Origin of the sequence: Halorubrum distributum JCM 13561, assembly GCF_000337395.1 — an archaeon.
Taxonomy (GTDB): domain Archaea; phylum Halobacteriota; class Halobacteria; order Halobacteriales; family Haloferacaceae; genus Halorubrum; species Halorubrum distributum.
The window spans coordinates 111,672-130,162 of record NZ_AOJF01000022.1 but is presented as its reverse complement, the minus strand read 5'-3'; the positions used below and the strand labels follow the sequence as shown (position 1 = coordinate 130,162).

Genomic DNA, 18,491 nt, shown 5'->3' with positions numbered 1-18,491 from the left:
TTCGCGGCTCACTCGCCTTCGGCCGGGGGCTCGCCGTCCGCCGGGCGGAAGGCCACGAGCCGCTCGCCGTCGGTGGCCCGCTCGCCCACGTCGACCGCGACCGTATCGCCGATTTCGACCGCCGGCGCCTCGTCGTCTGCGCCGCCGTCCCGGACGATCCCCGTCAGCCGCGTCGGACCGAAGTCGACCGCCGCCGTCGCGTACGGCGCGTCGGCGGCGAAGCGCGGCGACGGGACGTGGACGACGCTGTACGTCTCGACGGTCCCCGTCTCGTCGAGGGGCTCCCGCGAGAGTTCGGGGGAGCCGCACTCAGGACACACCCGCCGCGGGGGAAGGGAGCCGTGCCCCTCCGGGCAGACGACCGCGAACCCGTCCCCGCCTGCGAGCGCGTCGAGCCACTCGGCGTACGCTCGATCCGTCGGCGACGAGGCGTCCGCCGCGTCCGCGCCGTCGTCGCTCATTCCGCCACCTCCAGCACGTGGACGACCGCGCTGGCGACCGTGCCGCCCGCGTTGTGCGCGACGCCGACCTCGGCGTCCGGGACGTGCTCGCTGTTGGGGTGGTCGCCCCGCAGCAGGCGGGTCAGCTCCGCGATCTGCGAGCCGCCGGTCGCGCCGACCGGGTGGCCCTTCGCCTTCAGGCCGCCGGAGAGGTTCACCGGGAGGTCGCCGTCGGCGGTCGTGAGCCCCTCGCGGGCCGCTGAGATCCCTTCGCCGGGCTCGAACAGCCCCAGCGACTCCAGCGCCAGCACCTCGGCGATGGTGAAGCAGTCGTGGACCTCCGCGACGTCGACGTCGGCCGCCTCGACGCCGGCGTCGGCGTAGGCCGCGTCGGCCGCGTCGTCCGCGGCGGGCGTCCGCGCGAGGTGCTCGCGGTCGCCGAGCGCCATCCGGTCGGTCCCCTGTCCGGTCCCGGTCACCGCGACCGAGGCGTCGAGGTCGTGCTCCGCCGCGTACTCCTCGGAGACGAGGACGAGCGCGCTCGCGCCGTCGGTGATCGGGCAGGCGTCGTAGAGGTGGAGCGGCTCCGCGACCGGCGGGGCGTCCATCGCCTCCGCGACGGACACCTCCTTGCGGTACTGGGCGTACTCGTTCGGGAGGGCGTTCTCGTGGTTCTTCGACGCGACGTGGGCGAGGTCCTCGCGGCTACCCCCGTACGCGTCGAAGTAGGCGTTGGCCATGAGCGCGTAGGCGCCCGGGAAGGTCACCCCGGCCCGCACCTCGTAGAGGTCGTCGGCCGCGATGGCGAGCCCCTCGGTCACTTCGTCGGTCGGGAGGTTCGTCATCCGCTCCATCCCGCCCGCGAGAACGACGTCGGCGTCGCCCGCCGCCACCGTCCGGACCGCCTCGCGGACCGCGACGCCGGCGGACGCGCACGCCGATTCGTAGCGCGTCGCCGGACAGCTGACGCCCGCCGCCTCGGCCATCAGCGGCGCCTGGTGGCCCTGGTGCTCGGCGAGGGCGCCCATGAAGTTCCCGTAGTTCAGCTCCTCGACGTCGGCTCTGTCGACCGCCGCGTCCTCGAACGCCCGAAGCGCGGCCTCGCCGAACAGGTCGCGGCCGCTGCGCTCCGGGTGGCTGCCGAAGGGGGTGAGCCCCACCCCAGCGACGCGTACGTCTGTCATACACGAACGATGATCGTGGATGCGGTTTAGCTCTGCCGGAAGCGGGGGTTCCGGTCGGTCGACGAGGGCGCTCGACCGCGGAGAGAAAGGGGGTCGAAGTCGCCGTGCGCTCCCGTTCAGCCGATGTAGCGGAGGTCGTCGTCCGGCACCGCCGGCCCCTCCTGCATCTCGCGGATCTTGCCGACGACCTCCTCCATCTCCTCGGCGCGGTCCTCGAGGCTCTCGTAATCGACGGACATGTCGAGGACGGCCTCCAGGGTCTCCAGCACGGCCCGCGCGCTCTTCGGGTCGACGAGGTAACCGCTCGTCTCGCCCATCAGACAGGCGGCCTCGAAGCCGCGCCGACCGCCGAGGCCGAGCACGAGCCCGGAGACGCCGACGATGCCGCCCGCCGGCTCGTCGGCGCGGAACTCCACGCCGGCGTCCTCCAGGTCGTCGACGAGGGACGCGTCGGAGACCGCGCCGAGGACGGTGTACTCATCGACGAGCTCGCCGGTCGGGACGCCCCCGAGCGCGAACGCCCGCTGGGCGCCGAACTCCTCGGCCACGTCGAGGAACGTCGAGGTGAGCTTGTAGTGGCCCGCGTTCGACCCGGCCTGGTGATCGCCGGTCAACACGAGCAGGTCGGCGCCGTCGGTCTCGACGGCGTGGAACTCGGCGCAGGTCAGGTCCGCGACCCCTCCGTCGTCGACACTCACCTGCGGCGGGAACTCCGTGGCGTACACCCGGCGGACCAGCTCCCCGTCGAACTCCTCTAAGAGGTGTTCGGCCGCCAGTTTCCCCACGTGGCCGACGCCCGGCAGCCCCTCGATCAACACCGGGTCCGTAAGCTCCGGCGTCGCGACCTCGTCGATCTCGATGTCCTCCATACCCCGTCCGTCCGGGCGGCGGTCACAAGAGCGTGGCTATTCCGGTGGCTTGCGTTCCGACGGCTCGCGGTCGACTGGGGTCCGACGACCGGCCGCCGCGTCTCCGGCCGGGAGGGGGCTACTCCGACCGTCGCCGCGCCCGACGGCGGTACTCGCCGTAGGGGTCCTCCGGGCCGAACGGGGCCGGCGCGCTGTTCTCGGTGGGGCCGTCACAGGCCGGACAGCGATCGCCGAGCGCGTACACCGGTCGGTCGTGAGCGGTCTCCCAGTTCGCGCAGACGCGGATATCTGATTTCACGGTGAAAAATCGCGGGTCGAACGGCTCGCGGTTACTCGTCGTCTTCGCGACGTTCGCGGTGGAAATCGCCGACGCCGCCGGCGGCCTCGATCGACTCGCGGGCGCGCTCGGCGGCGGTCTCGAGCTGCGACTCCGCCGTCTTGTAGTCCGGCGCGCGGACCTTGATCCGGTACTCGGGCGAGCCCACGTAGCCGACGTCGAGCTCGACGCCGTCCGGGACCTCGCCGTTCCCCTCGGCTGCCGCGAGCGCGTCGCGGACGTCGTCGACGCCGTCGGGGGCCGCCGACTCGAGGTCGACGTACCCCGTCACGTCGACGTACGGGACGGAGACGTTGTCGCGGGCGGCCGTGACGACCGCCTCGGCGGTGTCGTCGTCGACGTCGACGTCTTCGAGCGCCTCGTCGCCGCTGATCGCGGCCGATTCGAAGGCGTCGTAGAGGCTCTCGTACTCCGCGAGGAGGANTAGGAGGGCGTTGGCGACCGTCGTGTAGCGGTCGTCGTCGACGTCCTCGCCGAGCGCGATGAGCATCCAGTTGTCGGCCTTCTGGGCGTTCTTCCAGTCCTGGATCGTCTCCTTGCGCTGGTGTTCGTTGACGTCTTTGATCGAGAGGTCGATCTGGTTCGACGACTCGTCGACCTCCAGCACCTTCGCGACGACCGTCTGCCCCTCGCGGACGTGGTCGCGGACGTTCTTGATCCAGCCGGAGGCGACCTCGCTGATGTGGCAGAGGCCGCGCTTGTCCTCGTACTCGTCGAGGTCGACGAACACGCCGAAGTCGGCGATCTCGTCGACGTCGCCGACCACCAACTCGCCGGGTTCGGGCCAGCCGCTGTACTTCATACGGGGTGGGTGAGGCGGTTACCGCGCCTCAACGGTTTCGACGATTTCGCCGTGAAGCTCCGCCTCCCCGCCGGTCGGGGTCGCGAGGGTCGTGCCGCAGACCGCACACGACACCGTGGAGGAGGCCTTGCCGAAGACGACCTGTTCGTTCTCGCAGTCGCCGCAGGCGACGCGGTGGAAGTCTCCCGCCATGCTTACTCCTGGAACGTGAGACGGCCGGCGCGCCATCCCTCGCGCATGTGGGCCTTCCCGCAGTCGCCGCAGCGGTACTTCAGGTGGGTCTTCTTGGTCGGCTTGTCGCCACCGGGCACCTTCGAGTACCCGCCGGCGTTGCCGATGGTCGCGAGCGCGCGGCGTCGCTGCCGCGCGTCGCGCTTCATTCCGGTCGCGCGACCCGATCGAACCTTCTCCACCTCGTGCTCGTGGTGGGAGTCACAGTGTGGGCAGTACGTGTTGAAGCGGCGTGGCATTTCCATGGATATCGACCTTATGGCGCGGTTCGTCGCCGACGCTTAAAACGGGTTTGGTCTGGGGCGCCCGAGAGCCGGCGCGCGCGGCGGTCCGCGTCCGTCTTAATTCTCCCACTCCGCGACAGCCCGCACCGGCGACCCGTCCCCGTCGCGGAGCCGGAGCGGGAAGGCGTACAGCCGGAAGCGCGTCGGAAGGTCGCCGAGGCCGCGGAGGTTCTCGACGATCGGCAGCGAGTCGCCCAAGAGAACGTCGTGGGCGGGGGTTCCCTGGGGCTCACCGTCGCGAGCGGACTCGGGTTCCGCGGTCGGCGCCGGTGGCGTCGGATCCGGCCCGAACGCGTCGAGCCCGACGCCGGCGCCCAGCTCGCGACACCGCTCCGCGGCCGCCGGAGTCAGGTACGGGTGGTCTCGGTACCGCTCGGTCCCCCAGTGAGACGCCCAGCCGGTCCGGAGGACGAGGAGGTCGGCGTCTCCTTCGAGGGCGTCGGGGGCCGGCAGCGCCTCGGGTTCGATCGCTTCCCGCGGCTCGAGCGGTCGGCAGTCGACGAGGCGAGCGTCGAACGCGAACCGCTCGACCGGCTGCTCGTCGATCGCCTCGCCGCCGGGGACCGTGTGTCGCGGCGCGTCCACGTGCGTCCCCGCGTGGGTCCCGGTTCGGAGCTCGCCCGTCGCGTAGCCGTCGGCCTCGTGGGTCGCGTCGGGCGCGAGCGTCACGTCGGGGTCGCCGGGGTACGTCGGCATCCCCGTCTCGATCGGTCGCGAGAGGTCGCGGAACACGGTGGAGTCAGACGCCGCTGACGCTTAAAAACCGGCGGAGCCGGGAGCATCGACGCGTTCGAGGTCGCGGGCGCCGATCCCCGGACGACCGCGGCCGCCGGTGAGATATATATCTGACACGAGACGAATGGATAGGTGCGTTGAAATATTACGCTATCGAGATAGAATTACCTCGTATATATATATGAATTATAAAACTTCATCCCCTCATCACTGTGACTCTCACTCGCATGGTGGACATGAACCGCAGAGGGTTGATGCGTGCGTCAGTCGCCGCCGCGCTGGGAGCCAGCGTCGCGGGCGTGGTGAGCGCTGACGAAGTACCGGAGTCCGACACCCCAGGTGCGCCGAGCGTCCGGGGGGATCTGAAGCGATTCTCGACGACCGCGTTCGGCGCGGAGGTGACGGGACCGTTCGTGTTCGAGGACGGGTCGCTGCTGTACAGCCTCCAACACCCGGAGGGCGGAAACCCGGAGCCGTTCGGACGCGCCGCGGTGGGGTACTTCAGCGGCTTCCAGTTTGAGTTCGACGGGAGCAACGACGACTTCCAGGAGATCGGCGTCCCGGACACCCAAGAGAAACAGCGGCAGGTGCGGTCGGCGGCCGGTGACTACGAGGTGCTCATTCAGGGGAAAGAGCCGATACAGGAGGGGAGCGAGCTGCTCGGCGTCCCCCAGACCCCCGACGGAACGGACCTGACCGAGTTCGCCGGATCGAGCGGCGGATACGGTGAGAACCCCGACTGCAACCAGTTCGTCGCCACCGACGACGAGGGGACGGAGGGGTACCTCTTCACGAACTGGGAGAACTACCCCGGCGCGATCTCGCGAGTCCCGCTCAGCCGCGACGAACCCGGCGAGTGGAGCGCCGACGTCGATTCCGAGGAGACGATCAACGTCGTCAACACCGAGCCGTTCCGAGACATCGGCGGCACGTGGGTCAACTGTTACGGCGATCTGAGCCCGTGGGGGACCATGATCTCCGCCGAGGAGAACTACAGCCACCCCCGCGTCTCGTACACCTACACCGTCGGCGACATCGTCGAGTCCGGAACGGGCGTCGGCAAGATCGGCGGCTGCCAGTTCTGGAACCGCCCGAACCCCAGCGAGATCGGGAACGCCCTCGGCGACTACGTCGACGACGGGGAGATCGAGGAGGAGTTCACGATTCAGGGCTACTGGTCGCAGGCGGGCATCGAGAAGCTCGCCTACTACCTCGGCGCCGAGCCCGTGGACCAGGCCGGCGACGACAACCTCGCGACGACGCCGATCGCCGACGTGTACCCGAACCCGTACCGGTACGGCTACTTCGTCGACATCCGCGATCCGGCGGGCGACCCGCCGAACCCGATCAAGTACTGGGTGATGGGGCGCGCGTCGTGGGAGGCGCCGGACATCCAGGGCGACCGCCAGACGGTGTACGGCTGCTCGGACGGCGACAGCAAGGGCATCTACAAGTTCGTCGCCGACGAGCCGATCGACGAGTACGACGACACCGACGACATCGCGGGGACGCTGTTCGCCCCGAAGATCACCAACGACGCCGCCAACGCCGCGGAGGCGGGCGAGCGGAACTCGCCCGCCCAGACGCCGCTGGACGTCGAGTGGCTCCCGCTCGGAAGCGCCACCAACGGCGAGGTCGAGTCGTGGATCGCCGAGTACGACGACGTGACGCAGGCCGACTACCTGGAAACCCACGCGGACACCGACTGGCAGACCGACCCGGCCGCCGCCGTCCGGGAGGCCGACCTCGAGGTCATTCGCAACGGCAACCAGAACTACGTTACGAACGAGGAGATCGTCGAGTGGGCGGCCCAGTACGAGGAGAACGGACCGGAGGGCGTCGACGAGGAGCTCCGGCGCGTCCCCTTCATTGAGACGCGCGCGGCGGCCAAGGAGATCGGCGCCTCCATCGAGTTCAACAAGGCCGAGGGGGTCGACAGCGTGGACGGCTCCGAGCCCGGCGACTTCGTCTACTTCGGCATCTCCGAGTTCAACGACGCGCTCGCCGACGACGAGGGCGACGTACAGATGGACCGCGTCGACGGCGGGGTCGTCTACCGCGCCGAGCTGGAGCCGGACTACAACGTCTCGACGCTCGAACCGGTGATCGCGGGTCCGGACTTCACCGACACGCCCGAGGACGCCGACGACGCGCTCCGCAATATCGACAACGTGTACACGATGCGCGACGGCCGCGTGCTCTGCTGTGAGGACGGCTTCGGCGGTCCCGCGCGCTCGTACCCGAACGACGGGCTCTACGTCTTCCAGCCGCACGTCCGCCTCGACGTCAGCTCCGTCGCGGTCGGGCAGGGCGACGCCGTCGAGGCCGAGGTCGTCGCTCGAAACGTCCCCGACGGCCTCTCCGGCGGCGAGTTCACCGTGAGCGTCGCCGACCCCGAGGTCGTCGGGATCACGAGCGCGAGCTACCCCGACGCGGTCGGCCTCTCCGAGCCGCCGACGATCACCGACGACGGCGCGACGGCCTCGTTCCGGTTCGCGGACATCGACGACGCGATGGAGCCGGCCGACACCGACTTCACGCTGGCGACGGTCACCCTCTCGGGCCGCGGCGCCGGAGTCACCGACATCGACACCGCGGGCTCGTTCGACGACGACGACGGCGAGGCGGTCGACGTCGAGGCGCGCTCCGGGCTCGCGATCACCGGTCCCGCGAACATCGGGTCCGGCGGCGACTCCCCGACCGACCCCGACGGCGACGGCTACTACGAAGACGTGAACGGGAACGGCCGCGTCGACTACGCGGACGTCGAACTGCTGTTCCGGAACCTCGAGAGCGACAGCGTCACGTCCAACGCGCGGGCGTTCGACTTCAACCAGAACGACCGGCTCGACTTCGACGACGTGGTGAGCCTCTACGCGGAGGTCAACTGATCGCCCGAGCCGCGCCGTCGGCTCCCGCGGACCCCCGCTCCGTTCGGCCCGGTCCCGTTCCGTGATCCGAGCCGCCTCGCGACCCCTCTTTGAGACACCCACCCACACACATGACGAAACGCAGCCAGACGCGCTCCGACACTCCAGAACCGTCCCCACGGCCGACCGTCACGCACCTCGCGATCGCGCTCGCGACGCTCGCCCTCCTCGGCGCGGGAGCGGGCCTCGCGGGGGCGCAGAGCGACGCCCCGGCGGTCAGCGTGAGCGACGCGGAACTCTCCCCGTCCGGCACCGCCACGGTCGACGTGGTCCTCACGTCCGCACCGAACGGGCTCGCGGGGTACAACATCGACCTGACGGTCGCCGACCCCGAGGTGGCCCACATCGAGTCCGCGAGCTATCCCGACCGGTTCGACCTCACGACCGATCCGGCGATCGGCGACGCGGGCCGAACGGTCACGCTCGAGGCGGCGGACGTCGGGTCGACGATCGACGCCGGCGCGACGGACGTGACCCTCGCGACGGTCGAGATCGCCGGCGACGCGCCGGGCGAGGCCGAGCTCGCCGTCGACCTCCGACAGCTCGACGGCAACGACGGCGACCGCCTCACCCCCGCCGCGCAGGCCGGGACGCTGACGGTCACGGGCGACTCGTCGCCGTCCGACGAAGCGGGCGCGGACTCGCAGTCCGCCTCGTCCGCTCCGGGCCCGGTCGCCGAGCTGGGGGGGAGCGCCGAGGGCCTCCCGACCGGGATCCTCGCCCTGCTCGCGGCGCTCGCCGCGGTCGGGGTCCTCTCCGCCATCGCGATCGCGCGCCGACGCTCGTAGCGTTCCCGCTAACCGCGCTCATCCGCCCCGTCCGACGCGAAGCGACAACCGACTCCACGATGTCACAAACGAACCAAACGACCACCGACGACCCGGCGAGCGGCGACGCATCGACGAACGGCGACACCACAGCGAGCGGCGACGCATCGACGACCACTGACGACCCGGCGAGCAGTGACGGCCCGACCACCACCGACGAATCCGTACACGCCTCCTACGCCTTCGGCGTCCGAATCCGCGAGGAGACCCCGCCCGACGGCGATCCGGAGTACCGATTCGAGGCGCCGAATCACGAGGGGATCGCGTTCGACGACCCGGACACCGCGGAGCTGTACGCCGACGTGTACTTCGACGTGAACGGCTTCCAAGAGGCCGGCACCGGCGACCGCGGCGTCCCTCCGGCGATCATCCAGGCCGGTCGCGACACGCTGGTCGGCTACCTCCTCACGCAGCCGGACACGGGCCGGAACTGGGTCGCCTCGTACTACGGGGAGAAGCCCGAGAAGATCGACCGCTACGTCGCCCGCGTTCGGAAGCGCGCGCGGCTGATCCGCGAGCGGGCCGCGGAGCGGGGGCTCACCGAGGAGGCCGACTGAGGCGGCGGCTTCCGCGTCCCGAACGTATTTCCTCCGCCCGCCGGTGGATCGGTTCATGTCGGAACTGCCGCTCGACGCGTACTACGACCTGACCCAGATCGGCGAGGTCGCCGTCTCCCCGACCGGCGACCGCGTCGCCTTCACCGCGACCGAGTACGACCAGGCCGCCGACGAGGCGGTCTCCTCGCTGTTCGTCGCCCCGACCGACGGCTCCCGCGAGCCGCACCGCCTGACGAGCGCGTCGGGCGCCTCGGCGCCGACGTGGGGGCCGGACGGCGACCGCCTCGCGTTCGTGGCCGCCCGCGACCGCGACGCGGAGAGACGGGTGGGCTGGCGCGACCGAGACGAGGAGGACGACGGCGAGGGAGCGGAGACCGAAGACGACGAGGAAGGAGACGAGGCCGAGGAAGACGAGGACGAACCCCTCGGAAACGGCGACGAGGAGCCCAAGCCGCAGGTGTGGATCTTCGACCTCGCGCTGGGCGGCGACGCGCGCCAGGTCACCGAACGCGACGAGGGCGTCGCCGGCTTCGACTGGTCGCCCGAGGGCGACCGCCTCGTGATCGAGTCGCGCGACCCGACCGACGAGGAGTCGGAGTACCTCGACCAGGTCCGCGAGGAGGGCGGCCCCATCGAGACGACCCGGCTCCAGCACAAGGTGAACGGCGCGGGGTGGACCGACGAGGTGACGCGGTACCTCTTCATCGTCGACCTCGACGACCCCGAGAGCGACCCGCGACGGCTCGACGACGCGTACGGCGGCGGCGCCTTCGAGGACATCGCGGGCATGGACCCGACGTGGGGCGACGGCGGCCGAATCGCGTTCACGTCCTGTCGGCTCGACAGGCCCGACGACACCACCGTCCGCGACCTCTACGCCGTTTCGCCCGACGGCGGCGACGCGGAGCGGCTCACGGGCGGCGACCTCTCCCACGGCGCGCCGGCGTGGCGCCCCGGCGGCGACGGGATCGCGACGGTCGCCAGCGACCCGGACGACCCGCCAGCGCCGGCGGAGGTGTACCTGATCGGAGCAGATCCCGACGACCCCGTCTCGCTCACCGCCGACCTCGACCGAACAGTCGCCCGCGGCGGCGGGATCGAGTGGGTCGACGGCGCGGTCTACACCCGGATCGCCGACGAGAGCCGGACGCGGCTGGTCCGCGTCGAGACGGACGGAACCGTCGAGCGCGTCTTCGAGGCGCAGGGCCGCGACCGCGCGATGGCCGGCTTCGACGTCGCCGACGACGGCTCGACGGCGGTGACGGTTCTCTCGGAGCCGGAGTCCGGGACCGACCTGTACGCGGTCGACGTCGACGACCTCGATGAGGAGTCCGAACCCGACTCCTTCCGGCGCCTCACGCGGGTCAACGAGTCGCTCGTCGACGAGTTCGCGATGCCGGAGGCCCGGCGCGTCGAGTGGGAGTCGGACGGTTGGACGCTCGACGGGGTGCTGTACCACGACCCCGAAATGGACCCCGAGGCCGGCGACCACCCGCTGGTGGTCGCGATCCACGGCGGCCCGATGTCGTACGACGAGCCGGTGTTCAGCTTCGGACACGCCGCGCTGACGAGCCGGGGGTACCTGGTCTTCCGCCCGAACTACCGCGGCGGCACCTCCCGCGGCCGCGAGTTCACCGCGGAGCTGACCGGGGAGTGGGGGACCGCCGAGGTCGACGACATCGCGGCGGGCGTGGAGTCGCTCGCGGACCGCGGCTGGGTCGACCCCGACCGCGTGTTCGGCCACGGCTTCTCGTACGGCGGCATCGCGCAGGGCTTCCTCGTCACGCAGGAGCCGGAACTGTTCACCGCCGCGGCGCCGGAACACGGCATCTACGACATCCGGTCGGCGTTCGGCACGGACGACACGCACATCTGGATGGAGGCGGAGTTCGGCCTCCCGTGGGAGAACCCGGAGGCGTTCGACGCGTCGTCGGCGATCCTCGACGCCGGGAACATCGAGACGCCCCTGCTGGTGATGGCCGGCGGCGAGGACTGGCGGTGTCCGCCCTCGCAGTCCGAGCAGCTGTACGTCGCCGCCCGCAAGCAGGGCGTCGACGCCGAACTGGTCGTCTATCCGGACGAACACCACAACATCGGCGACCCCGACCGCGCGATTCACCGGTTAGAGAAGATCCTCGGCTGGTACGAGACGCACGACCCGGCGGTCGAGGACGCCGACGGCGAGTAGGGGTCAGACCGTCAGTTCCTGTCGGATCGTGACCGAGCCCGACGGGACGTGGACGACCCTGACCACGAGTCGGTCGCCCTCGCTCAGCGAACAGCTCTCGTTAGTGAGACGGAACTGAAAGAACGAGCCGGCGGCGAGGCGGTTCGTCGTCCGCGAGTCCAAGACGCCGAGGTCGACCCGGTTACCGCCGGAGACGATGCTCTCGTCGATCGAGCCGGACGCGACGTTCGAGTCGGCGAAACTCCCCGAACTGCTCCCTCCCTCGGGGAGGTCGATCAGTCGCTCTCGCCCGCCGCAGGCGTCCGTCGCGTCGATGGCGATCTCCATCTCCTCGACCGGGACGGGGTCGCCGGCGACGTGGGTGATACGGACTATCCCGCCGTCGTAGCCGTCCTGGACCGCGAACTCCCCGCTGGACTGCGAGACGTACGGACCGGGGTTCCGGAGGTCGTCCGCGACGCCGAGCGCGAAGACCGAGAGTGTCGCGGAGAGGATCACGACGATCGCGACGAGGAGAATCGTCGAGACCACCGACGAGACGCCCCGGGAGTGTGTAGTCACTGTTCCGCCGTTAGCGACGCACTCACGAAAGTCCGGCGTTTATCAGTGCTCGACGAACTCGACGAGCACGCCGCCGGTGGACCGCGGGTGACAGAACGCGACCTCGTGACCCCACGCCCCGGGGCGCGGCTCCTCGTCGACGAGGTCGATGCCGAGATCGCGGGCGTGGTCGAGGGCGCCCGGGAGGTCGTCGACCGCGAGCGCGACGTGGTGGATCCCGGGGCCCTCGCGGTCGAGGTAGTCGGCGATCGTCCCGCCGGTGTCCGGTTCGAGCAGTTCGAAGTACCCGCCGCCGTCGAGTTCGAGGAAGACGATCCGCATGTCGTCGAACGTCTCCTCGTGGGCGACCGGCGCGTCGAGCAGGCCGCCGAACAGGTCGGCGAGGGCGGTGGCGTCGCGGGTCGCGACGCCGACGTGGTCGAATCGCATACGCGTCGGATCGTGCGCCCCCGACTTATAACGACCGAGCGGGCCGGCGTCCGGGCGACCGTCCCCGCACGCCCCGCCGGGATCCAAAGGTTTGCGTGCGGTCCGGTCGAAGCGGGGACGATCCACCCCGTGAGCGACTCAGAGACCGACTCGACGGAGCAGATGACGTCGCGGAACATCCTCGGCTCGCTGCTGGAGAGCGGGCTCCACGAGATGAACCGGGAGCGCTCCGGGCTGCTCCTCTCCGGGCTGTCGGCGGGGCTCGACATCGGATTCGGCCCGCTGATGATGGCCGTCGTGTTGACGCTCTCGCCGGGGACGTTCGGCGACCTGTCGACCGAGCTACTGCTGGCGAGCGTCTACTCCATCGGCTTCATGTTCGTCATCCTCGGCCGCTCCGAGCTGTTCACCGAGCACACGACGCTGGCCGTCATCCCGGTCCTCGACCGCCAGGCGTCGGTCCGCCAGCTCGGCCGGCTCTGGGGGCTGGTGTACGTCGGGAACATCGTCGGCGGGCTGCTGTTCACGCTGCTCGTGACGCTGCTGATGCCGGAGCTCGGCGTCGTCGACCCGGCGGCGTTCGAGACCATCGCCCTGAAGCTCGTCGACCACGACCTCACGTGGCTGTTCGTCGGCGGCGTCTTCGCCGGCTGGCTGATGGGGCTGCTGGCGTGGCTCATCACGGCGGCGCAGGACACGACCGCGCGGATCCTGCTCGTGTTGATCGTCACCGGCACCATCGGCCTGCTCCACCTCCCGCACTCGATCGCGGGCAACGTCGAGGTGCTGTTCGGGCTGATCGTGTCCTCCGCGATCACCCCGGCGGACTACGTCGGGTTCCTCGTGCTGGCGACGCTCGGCAACGCCTTCGGCGGCGCGGTGTTCGTCGCGCTCCTGAAGTACGGCCACGTGGTTCGGGGGGCGAACTGAGCCGTCCGCGAACGGGAGCGCGTCGCGACCCGACCTACCGCCCCGGCTTGTACTCGCCGAACTCGTCCCGGAGCACGTCCGATATCTCCTGGACCGTCGCGTACGCCTTCACCGCGTCGACGATGTGCGGCATCACGTTGTCGGACCCCTGCGCGGCCTCGCGGAGCCCCGCGAGCGCGTCGTCGACCGCGTCGTCGTCGCGCTCGTCTTTCACCCCGTCCAGGCGCTCGCGCTGGTTCTGCTCCTGGTCGGGGTCGACCTCCTCTAAGTCCATCTCCGGCTCCTCGTCGACCTCGAACTCGTTGACGCCGACGATGATCCGCTCGCCCTCCTCGATCTCCTGCTGGCGCTCGAAGGCCACGTCCTGTATCTGGCGCTGGACCCACCCGCTCTCGACGGCCTCCAGCATGCCGCCGCGGCGGTCCACCTCCTCTAGGATCTCGAACGCCTCCTCCTCGATCCCGTCGGTGAGGTCCTCGACGTAGTACGAGCCCGCGAGCGGGTCGATCGTGTCGGCCGCGCCCGACTCGTGGGCGAGGATCTGCTGGGTGCGGAGCGCGGTTCGGACGGACTTCTCGGTCGGCAGCGCGAGCGCCTCGTCTTTCCCGTTCGTGTGGAGGCTCTGGGTGCCGCCGAGGACCGCGGCGAGCGCCTGGTAGGAGACGCGGACGACGTTGTTCTCGATCTGCTGGGCGGTGAGCGTCGAGCCGCCGGTCTGGGTGTGGAACTTCAGCTGCTTCGACTTGGGGTTCTCGGCGTCGAACCGCTCGTCCATGATCTGCGCCCACATCCGGCGGGCCGCGCGGAACTTCGCGGCCTCCTCGAAGATGTTGTTGTGGGCGTTGAAGAAGAAGGAGAGCTGCGGGGCGAACTCGTCGACGTCGAGCCCGGCGTCGAGCGCGGCCTCGACGTACTCGATGCCGTCGCCGAGGGTGAAGGCGATCTCCTGGGCCGCGGTCGAGCCCGCCTCCCGGATGTGGTACCCCGAAATGGAGATGGTGTTGAACGACGGGGTCTCGGTCGCGCAGAACTCGAAGATGTCCGTGATCAGCCGCATCGACTCCGTCGGCGGGTAGATGTAGAGGTTCCGCGCGATGTACTCCTTCATGATGTCGTTCTGGATCGTCCCGCGGAGCCGGTCGCGCGGGACGCCCTGCTTGTCGCCCATCGCGACGTACATCGCGAGCAGCACCGCCGCGGGCGCGTTGATCGTCATCGACGTGGACACCTCGTCGAGCGGGATGCCGTCGAAGACGGTCTCGAAGTCGTCGAGGGTGTCGATGGCGACGCCGGAGCGCCCGACCTCGCCCTCGGCCATCGCGGCGTCGGAGTCGTACCCCATCTGCGTCGGGAGGTCGAACGCCATCGAGAGGCCCGACGAGCCCTCGTCGATGAGGTACTGGAACCGATCGTTCGTCTCCGCGGCGGTGCCCATCCCGGCGTACTGGCGCATCGTCCACAGGCGCCCCCGGTGCATCGTCGAGTAGACGCCGCGGGTGTACGGCTCCTCGCCGGGGTAGCCGAGGTCCTCCCGGTAATCCGTCTCGACGTCGGCGGGCGTGTACAGGGGGTCGACCTCCTGGCCGCCGGTGTCGGTGGTGAACGTCTCCTCGCGCTCGCCGAACCGCTCGACCGTCTCGCCGTAGGTGCCCGCCTCCCACGACTCCTTGGCCTCCCGGATCTCGGCGAGTTCCTCGGGATCGTACATTATCGAATCGTCGCCCGAACGGAACTTAACAGTTTTCAGGTCACCGGCGGCGGTCGCCGGACCGGCCCCGCCGACCCCGCGCGTCGAGTCCGGCCCGCCGTCCCGATTTAAGTGTCACGCGTTCGAGTCGCGGGTATGGACGTGCTCACGGACCCTGCCCGTCGGTTCCTGACGGCGACGGCCCCGGAACACACGCCGGTCCAGGCGGAGATGGCCGACCTCGCCGACGAGTGGGGCTTCCCGATCATCGGCCCCGAGGCGGGGGCGGTCCTTCGCCTGCTCGCGCGGCTGACGGACGCGGACCGCGTCTTCGAGTTCGGCTCCGGGTTCGGCTACTCCGCCACGTGGTTCCTCCGCGGCGGCGCCGGGAGCGTGGTCTGCACCGAGTTCGACGCCGACGAGGCCGAGCGCGGCGTCGCGTTCGCCGCCGAGGGCGGCTACGCCGACAGCGTCACCTTCGAGGTCGGCGACGCGATGGAGACGGTAGACCGCTACGAGGGCCCCTTCGACGTGGTCCTGATCGACCACCAGAAGGGGCGGTACGCCGACGCCTACCGGACGGTCCTCCCGAAGGTCAGGACCGGCGGCGTGATCGTCGCCGACAACGTCACCCGCGGCCCCATCGACTTCGAGGCCCTCGTCGCGCACTTCGAGGCGGGCGAACCGCTCCCGGACGACGCGGTCGACGGGGAGACGCGCGGCATCGGGGAGTACGTGGGGACCGTCCGCTCGGACGACGCCGTGGAGACCGCGGTCCTCCCAGTCGGCTCCGGGGTCGCCGTTTCAACGGTCGTCCGGTGAAACCGAACGAAACGGTTATCATGTCGAATTGAAAACATCAAGTAAGATGGAGGAACCGGTCGGAGCCGGCGAGGGCGATGGGCCGCGAGCGGCGTCGCTCGTACGCGTCCTCGCGGTCGACGACGAGTCGGGGTTCGCCGAAACGGCGGCCCGCCGCCTTGAGACGCGCGACGACCGGACCGAAGTGGTACCGGTCGAGGGTGCCGAGGCGGCGCTGGAAGCGCTCTCGTCGGCCCCGTTCGACTGCGTGGTGTCCGGTTACGAACTGCCCGAGGCCGACGGCGTCGAGCTTCTGGAGGCCGTTCGCGATCGACACGGCGACGTGCCGTTCGTGCTGTTCACCGGGTCCGGATCGGAGGGAGTCGCCAGCGACGCTATCTCGGCCGGCGTCGACGAGTACGTCAGGCGAGACGAGCCCGACGACCAGTACGCGCGGCTCGCGGCGGCTGTCGAGGGCGTGGTCTCGCAGGCGCGCGGCGACCGTCGCCTGGCCGCGCACCTGGAGCGCACAAGCGACGCGTTCTGTCAGGTCGACTCGGAGTGGCGGCTGACGTACCTCAACGACCGCGCGGTCCGGATGATCGACCTCGACGCCGACGAACTGCTCGGGGAACGGATCTGGGACCTGTTCCCGGAGACCACGGACACCGACGGCGAGGCGGCCCTCCGTGAGGCCGCCGAGACGGGGGAGCCGGTGCGGTTCGAGGAGCACGTCGACCGGCTCGGCGCCGACCTCGTCGTGAACGCCCACCCCACACCCGACGGCCTCGCGCTGTACTCCCGGGACGTGACGGAGAAGCGGGAACGGGAGCGGGAGCTCCGCGAGCTCTCCGAGCGGCTCCAGCTGGCCGTCGAGGGCGCCGACGTCGGGGTCTGGGACTGGAACGTCCGGACGGGCGAGGTGCGGTTCGACGACCGGTGGGCCGCGATGCTCGGCCACGACACCGACGAGATCGACTTCGACCTGTCGACGTGGGAGGAGCGCGTTCACCCCGACGACATCGGCGATGCCTGGGACGCCATCGAGGCGCACTTTGCCGGCGAGACCGACCTCTACCAGTGCGACTTTCGGATGCGGACGAAGGCGGGCGATTGGAAGTGGATCCGCGACCGCGGCCGGGTCGTCGAACGGACGGATGACGGCGAGCCGCTCCGGGCCGTCGGCATCCACATCGACGTCACCGAGGAAAAGGAACGAGAGCGAGAGCTCGAGCGGTACCGCCGCATCGTCGACGAGCTGCCGGAGTCGGTGTGTATCTACGACGCCGACGGCCGCATCGCGCTCGCGAACGACCACACCGCCGACGTGCTGGCGGCCGACCCGGAGGCGCTCGTCGGCCGGGAGAGCCGCCTCGTCGACCGCATCCGCGCGGCCGGCGACGGCGACGAGTACGAGGCGCTCGTCGACGGCGAGCGCGACTCGCTGACCGGGACCGTCGAGGTCGAGCTGCCGAGGGAGCCCGAGGCGATCGTCGACTACGGGCTGACCCGGCTCGTCATCGACGGGGAGTTCGACGGCGTGCTCGGCATCTCTCGGGACGTGACCGACGATCGGCGGCGGCAGCGGCGGCTCGAACGCACCACTGCGCGGCTGGAGGCGCTGTTCGAGCGCTCGCCGGACATGATCGACATCCATGACGAGGCGGGCGAGATCGTCGACGCGAACCGGGCGATGACGCGGGAGATCGGCTACGACCGCGAGGAGCTCGTCGGCATGGACGTCTGGGAAGTGGACGCCGAACTCGATCCCGACGAGGGCGTTCGGCTCTGGAACGGGCTGGAGATGGACGAGACGGTCCGGCTGGAGACGACGTTCGCCCGCGCGGACGGCTCGACGTTCCCGGCCGAGGTCCACGTGCGGCGCATCGACGTCCAGGGCGAGGACCGCTTCCTGGCGAGCAGCCGCGACATCTCCGAGCGCAAGGCGTACGAGCGCCGCATCGAGCGGGAGAACGAGCGGCTCGACGAGTTCGCGAGCATCGTCTCCCACGACCTCCGGAACCCGCTCAACGTCCTCTCGGGGTACCTCCGGCTCGCCCGCGAGACGGGGACCGACTCCTACTTCGACCGCTGCGAGCGCGCGCTCGACGAGATGGAACGGCTCATCGAGGACGTGCTCGCGCTCGCGAAGCAGGGCGAGGCGGTCGGGTCGTTCGAGCGCGTCAACCTCGGCGAGCTGGCCGCCGGGTACAGCGACGACGCGTTCGGATCGGCGAACGGGGAGGACCCGTTCGGCGGCGATGCCGGCGACACCGCCGACGGCGAGGCGGAGGCCGATTCGAGCGAGGTCGAAGTCGACGCCGACGGGGAGATCCTCGCCGACCCCGGACGGGTCCGGCAGCTCCTTGGGAACCTGTTTCGAAACGCCGTCGAACACGGCGGCGACCGCGTCTTCGTCGGCGACCTCCCGGACGGCTTCTACGTCGAGGACGACGGCCCCGGGGTCGACCCCGACGAGCGGGAGAAGGTGTTCGAGAGCGGCTACACGACCTCCGAGACGGGGACGGGCTTCGGGCTCTCAATCGTCCAGCGCATCGCCGAGGCGCACGGCTGGGACGTCGCGGTCACGGAGGGAGAGCGCGGCGGCGCTCGGTTCGAGTTCACCGGCGTCGACCGCCCGGACCCGTCGCCGCAGGAGTCAGCGGCGCCCGGCGAGGCGGTCGAGCCGCAGGACTGAG

18 protein-coding genes are annotated in these 18,491 nt (G+C 70.4%); 7 read left to right on the top strand and 11 right to left on the bottom strand.

Annotated elements, in window-relative coordinates; all coding sequences use genetic code 11:
* Window positions 1-8: 8 nt before the first annotated feature.
* From C470_RS02150 to C470_RS02115, 8 genes are all read right to left on the bottom strand, one after another.
* Window positions 9-461: a Zn-ribbon domain-containing OB-fold protein gene (locus C470_RS02150; protein WP_008364923.1), complete on the bottom strand. Its 453-nt coding sequence runs from the start codon at window positions 459-461 to the stop codon at window positions 9-11.
* Window positions 458-1,624: a thiolase domain-containing protein gene (locus C470_RS02145; protein ID WP_007344555.1), complete on the bottom strand. Its 1,167-nt coding sequence runs from the start codon at window positions 1,622-1,624 to the stop codon at window positions 458-460. The genes C470_RS02150 and C470_RS02145 overlap by 4 nt, the downstream gene beginning before the upstream one ends.
* Before the next feature lie 116 nt (window positions 1,625-1,740).
* Complete coding sequence (locus tag C470_RS02140) at window positions 1,741-2,493, bottom strand: proteasome assembly chaperone family protein (protein WP_008364921.1); 753 nt, start codon at window positions 2,491-2,493, stop codon at window positions 1,741-1,743.
* Between the two features lie 118 nt (window positions 2,494-2,611).
* Window positions 2,612-2,791, bottom strand: coding sequence for an RNA-protein complex protein Nop10 (locus tag C470_RS02135; protein WP_004595878.1), 180 nt, complete (start codon window positions 2,789-2,791; stop codon window positions 2,612-2,614).
* Between the two features lie 31 nt (window positions 2,792-2,822).
* Entirely contained in the window at window positions 2,823-3,632 is an 810-nt protein-coding gene (locus C470_RS02130; protein WP_008364918.1) for a translation initiation factor IF-2 subunit alpha, read from the bottom strand.
* Between the two features lie 18 nt (window positions 3,633-3,650).
* Entirely contained in the window at window positions 3,651-3,824 is a 174-nt protein-coding gene (locus C470_RS02125) for a 30S ribosomal protein S27e (protein WP_004595868.1), read from the bottom strand.
* A gap of 2 nt (window positions 3,825-3,826) precedes the next feature.
* Window positions 3,827-4,108: a 50S ribosomal protein L44e gene (locus tag C470_RS02120; protein ID WP_004595867.1), complete on the bottom strand. Its 282-nt coding sequence runs from the start codon at window positions 4,106-4,108 to the stop codon at window positions 3,827-3,829.
* A 96-nt stretch (window positions 4,109-4,204) separates the two neighbouring features.
* The gene (locus tag C470_RS02115) at window positions 4,205-4,879 is read right to left on the bottom strand and encodes a cyclase family protein (protein WP_008364916.1); all 675 of its coding nucleotides are present in this window, start codon (window positions 4,877-4,879) and stop codon (window positions 4,205-4,207) included.
* Between the two features lie 230 nt (window positions 4,880-5,109).
* Between C470_RS02115 and C470_RS02110 the strand changes: the two genes are divergently transcribed.
* The 4 genes from C470_RS02110 to C470_RS02095 all read left to right on the top strand — a co-directional run bounded on the left by C470_RS02110 (window position 5,110) and on the right by C470_RS02095 (window position 11,384).
* The gene (locus C470_RS02110; RefSeq protein WP_049908520.1) at window positions 5,110-7,773 is read left to right on the top strand and encodes an alkaline phosphatase PhoX; all 2,664 of its coding nucleotides are present in this window, start codon (window positions 5,110-5,112) and stop codon (window positions 7,771-7,773) included.
* A gap of 110 nt (window positions 7,774-7,883) precedes the next feature.
* Window positions 7,884-8,600: a hypothetical protein gene (locus C470_RS02105; RefSeq protein ID WP_008364912.1), complete on the top strand. Its 717-nt coding sequence runs from the start codon at window positions 7,884-7,886 to the stop codon at window positions 8,598-8,600.
* 59 nt (window positions 8,601-8,659) lie between these two features.
* The gene (locus C470_RS02100) at window positions 8,660-9,196 is read left to right on the top strand and encodes a hypothetical protein (protein ID WP_008364911.1); all 537 of its coding nucleotides are present in this window, start codon (window positions 8,660-8,662) and stop codon (window positions 9,194-9,196) included.
* A gap of 55 nt (window positions 9,197-9,251) precedes the next feature.
* Window positions 9,252-11,384 (top strand): S9 family peptidase, encoded by a 2,133-nt coding sequence (locus C470_RS02095; protein WP_049908518.1) that lies wholly within the window; start codon window positions 9,252-9,254, stop codon window positions 11,382-11,384.
* Window positions 11,385-11,387: 3 nt separating this feature from the next.
* On the opposite strand, the gene C470_RS02090 is transcribed toward C470_RS02095, so the two are convergent.
* Window positions 11,388-11,945 carry a type IV pilin gene (locus C470_RS02090; protein ID WP_239638549.1) on the bottom strand — a complete coding sequence of 186 codons (558 nt, stop codon included), beginning with the start codon at window positions 11,943-11,945 and terminating at the stop codon, window positions 11,388-11,390.
* A gap of 42 nt (window positions 11,946-11,987) precedes the next feature.
* Window positions 11,988-12,374, bottom strand: a complete 387-nt coding sequence (gene mce, locus C470_RS02085) for a methylmalonyl-CoA epimerase (protein ID WP_007993397.1) — start codon at window positions 12,372-12,374, stop codon at window positions 11,988-11,990.
* Between the two features lie 129 nt (window positions 12,375-12,503).
* Between mce and C470_RS02080 the strand changes: the two genes are divergently transcribed.
* On the top strand, window positions 12,504-13,304 hold the full coding sequence (locus C470_RS02080; RefSeq protein ID WP_007344562.1) for a formate/nitrite transporter family protein: 801 nt from the start codon (window positions 12,504-12,506) through the stop codon (window positions 13,302-13,304).
* Window positions 13,305-13,338: 34 nt separating this feature from the next.
* On the opposite strand, the gene C470_RS02075 is transcribed toward C470_RS02080, so the two are convergent.
* On the bottom strand, window positions 13,339-15,012 hold the full coding sequence (locus C470_RS02075) for an acyl-CoA mutase large subunit family protein (RefSeq protein WP_008364906.1): 1,674 nt from the start codon (window positions 15,010-15,012) through the stop codon (window positions 13,339-13,341).
* A gap of 135 nt (window positions 15,013-15,147) precedes the next feature.
* Here C470_RS02075 and C470_RS02070 point away from each other — a divergent pair, with 135 nt between their 5' ends.
* Window positions 15,148-15,813: an O-methyltransferase gene (locus C470_RS02070; RefSeq protein WP_007344564.1), complete on the top strand. Its 666-nt coding sequence runs from the start codon at window positions 15,148-15,150 to the stop codon at window positions 15,811-15,813.
* Window positions 15,814-15,859: 46 nt separating this feature from the next.
* Complete coding sequence (locus C470_RS02065; RefSeq protein ID WP_008364902.1) at window positions 15,860-18,490, top strand: hybrid sensor histidine kinase/response regulator; 2,631 nt, start codon at window positions 15,860-15,862, stop codon at window positions 18,488-18,490.
* Window position 18,491 lies beyond the last annotated feature (1 nt).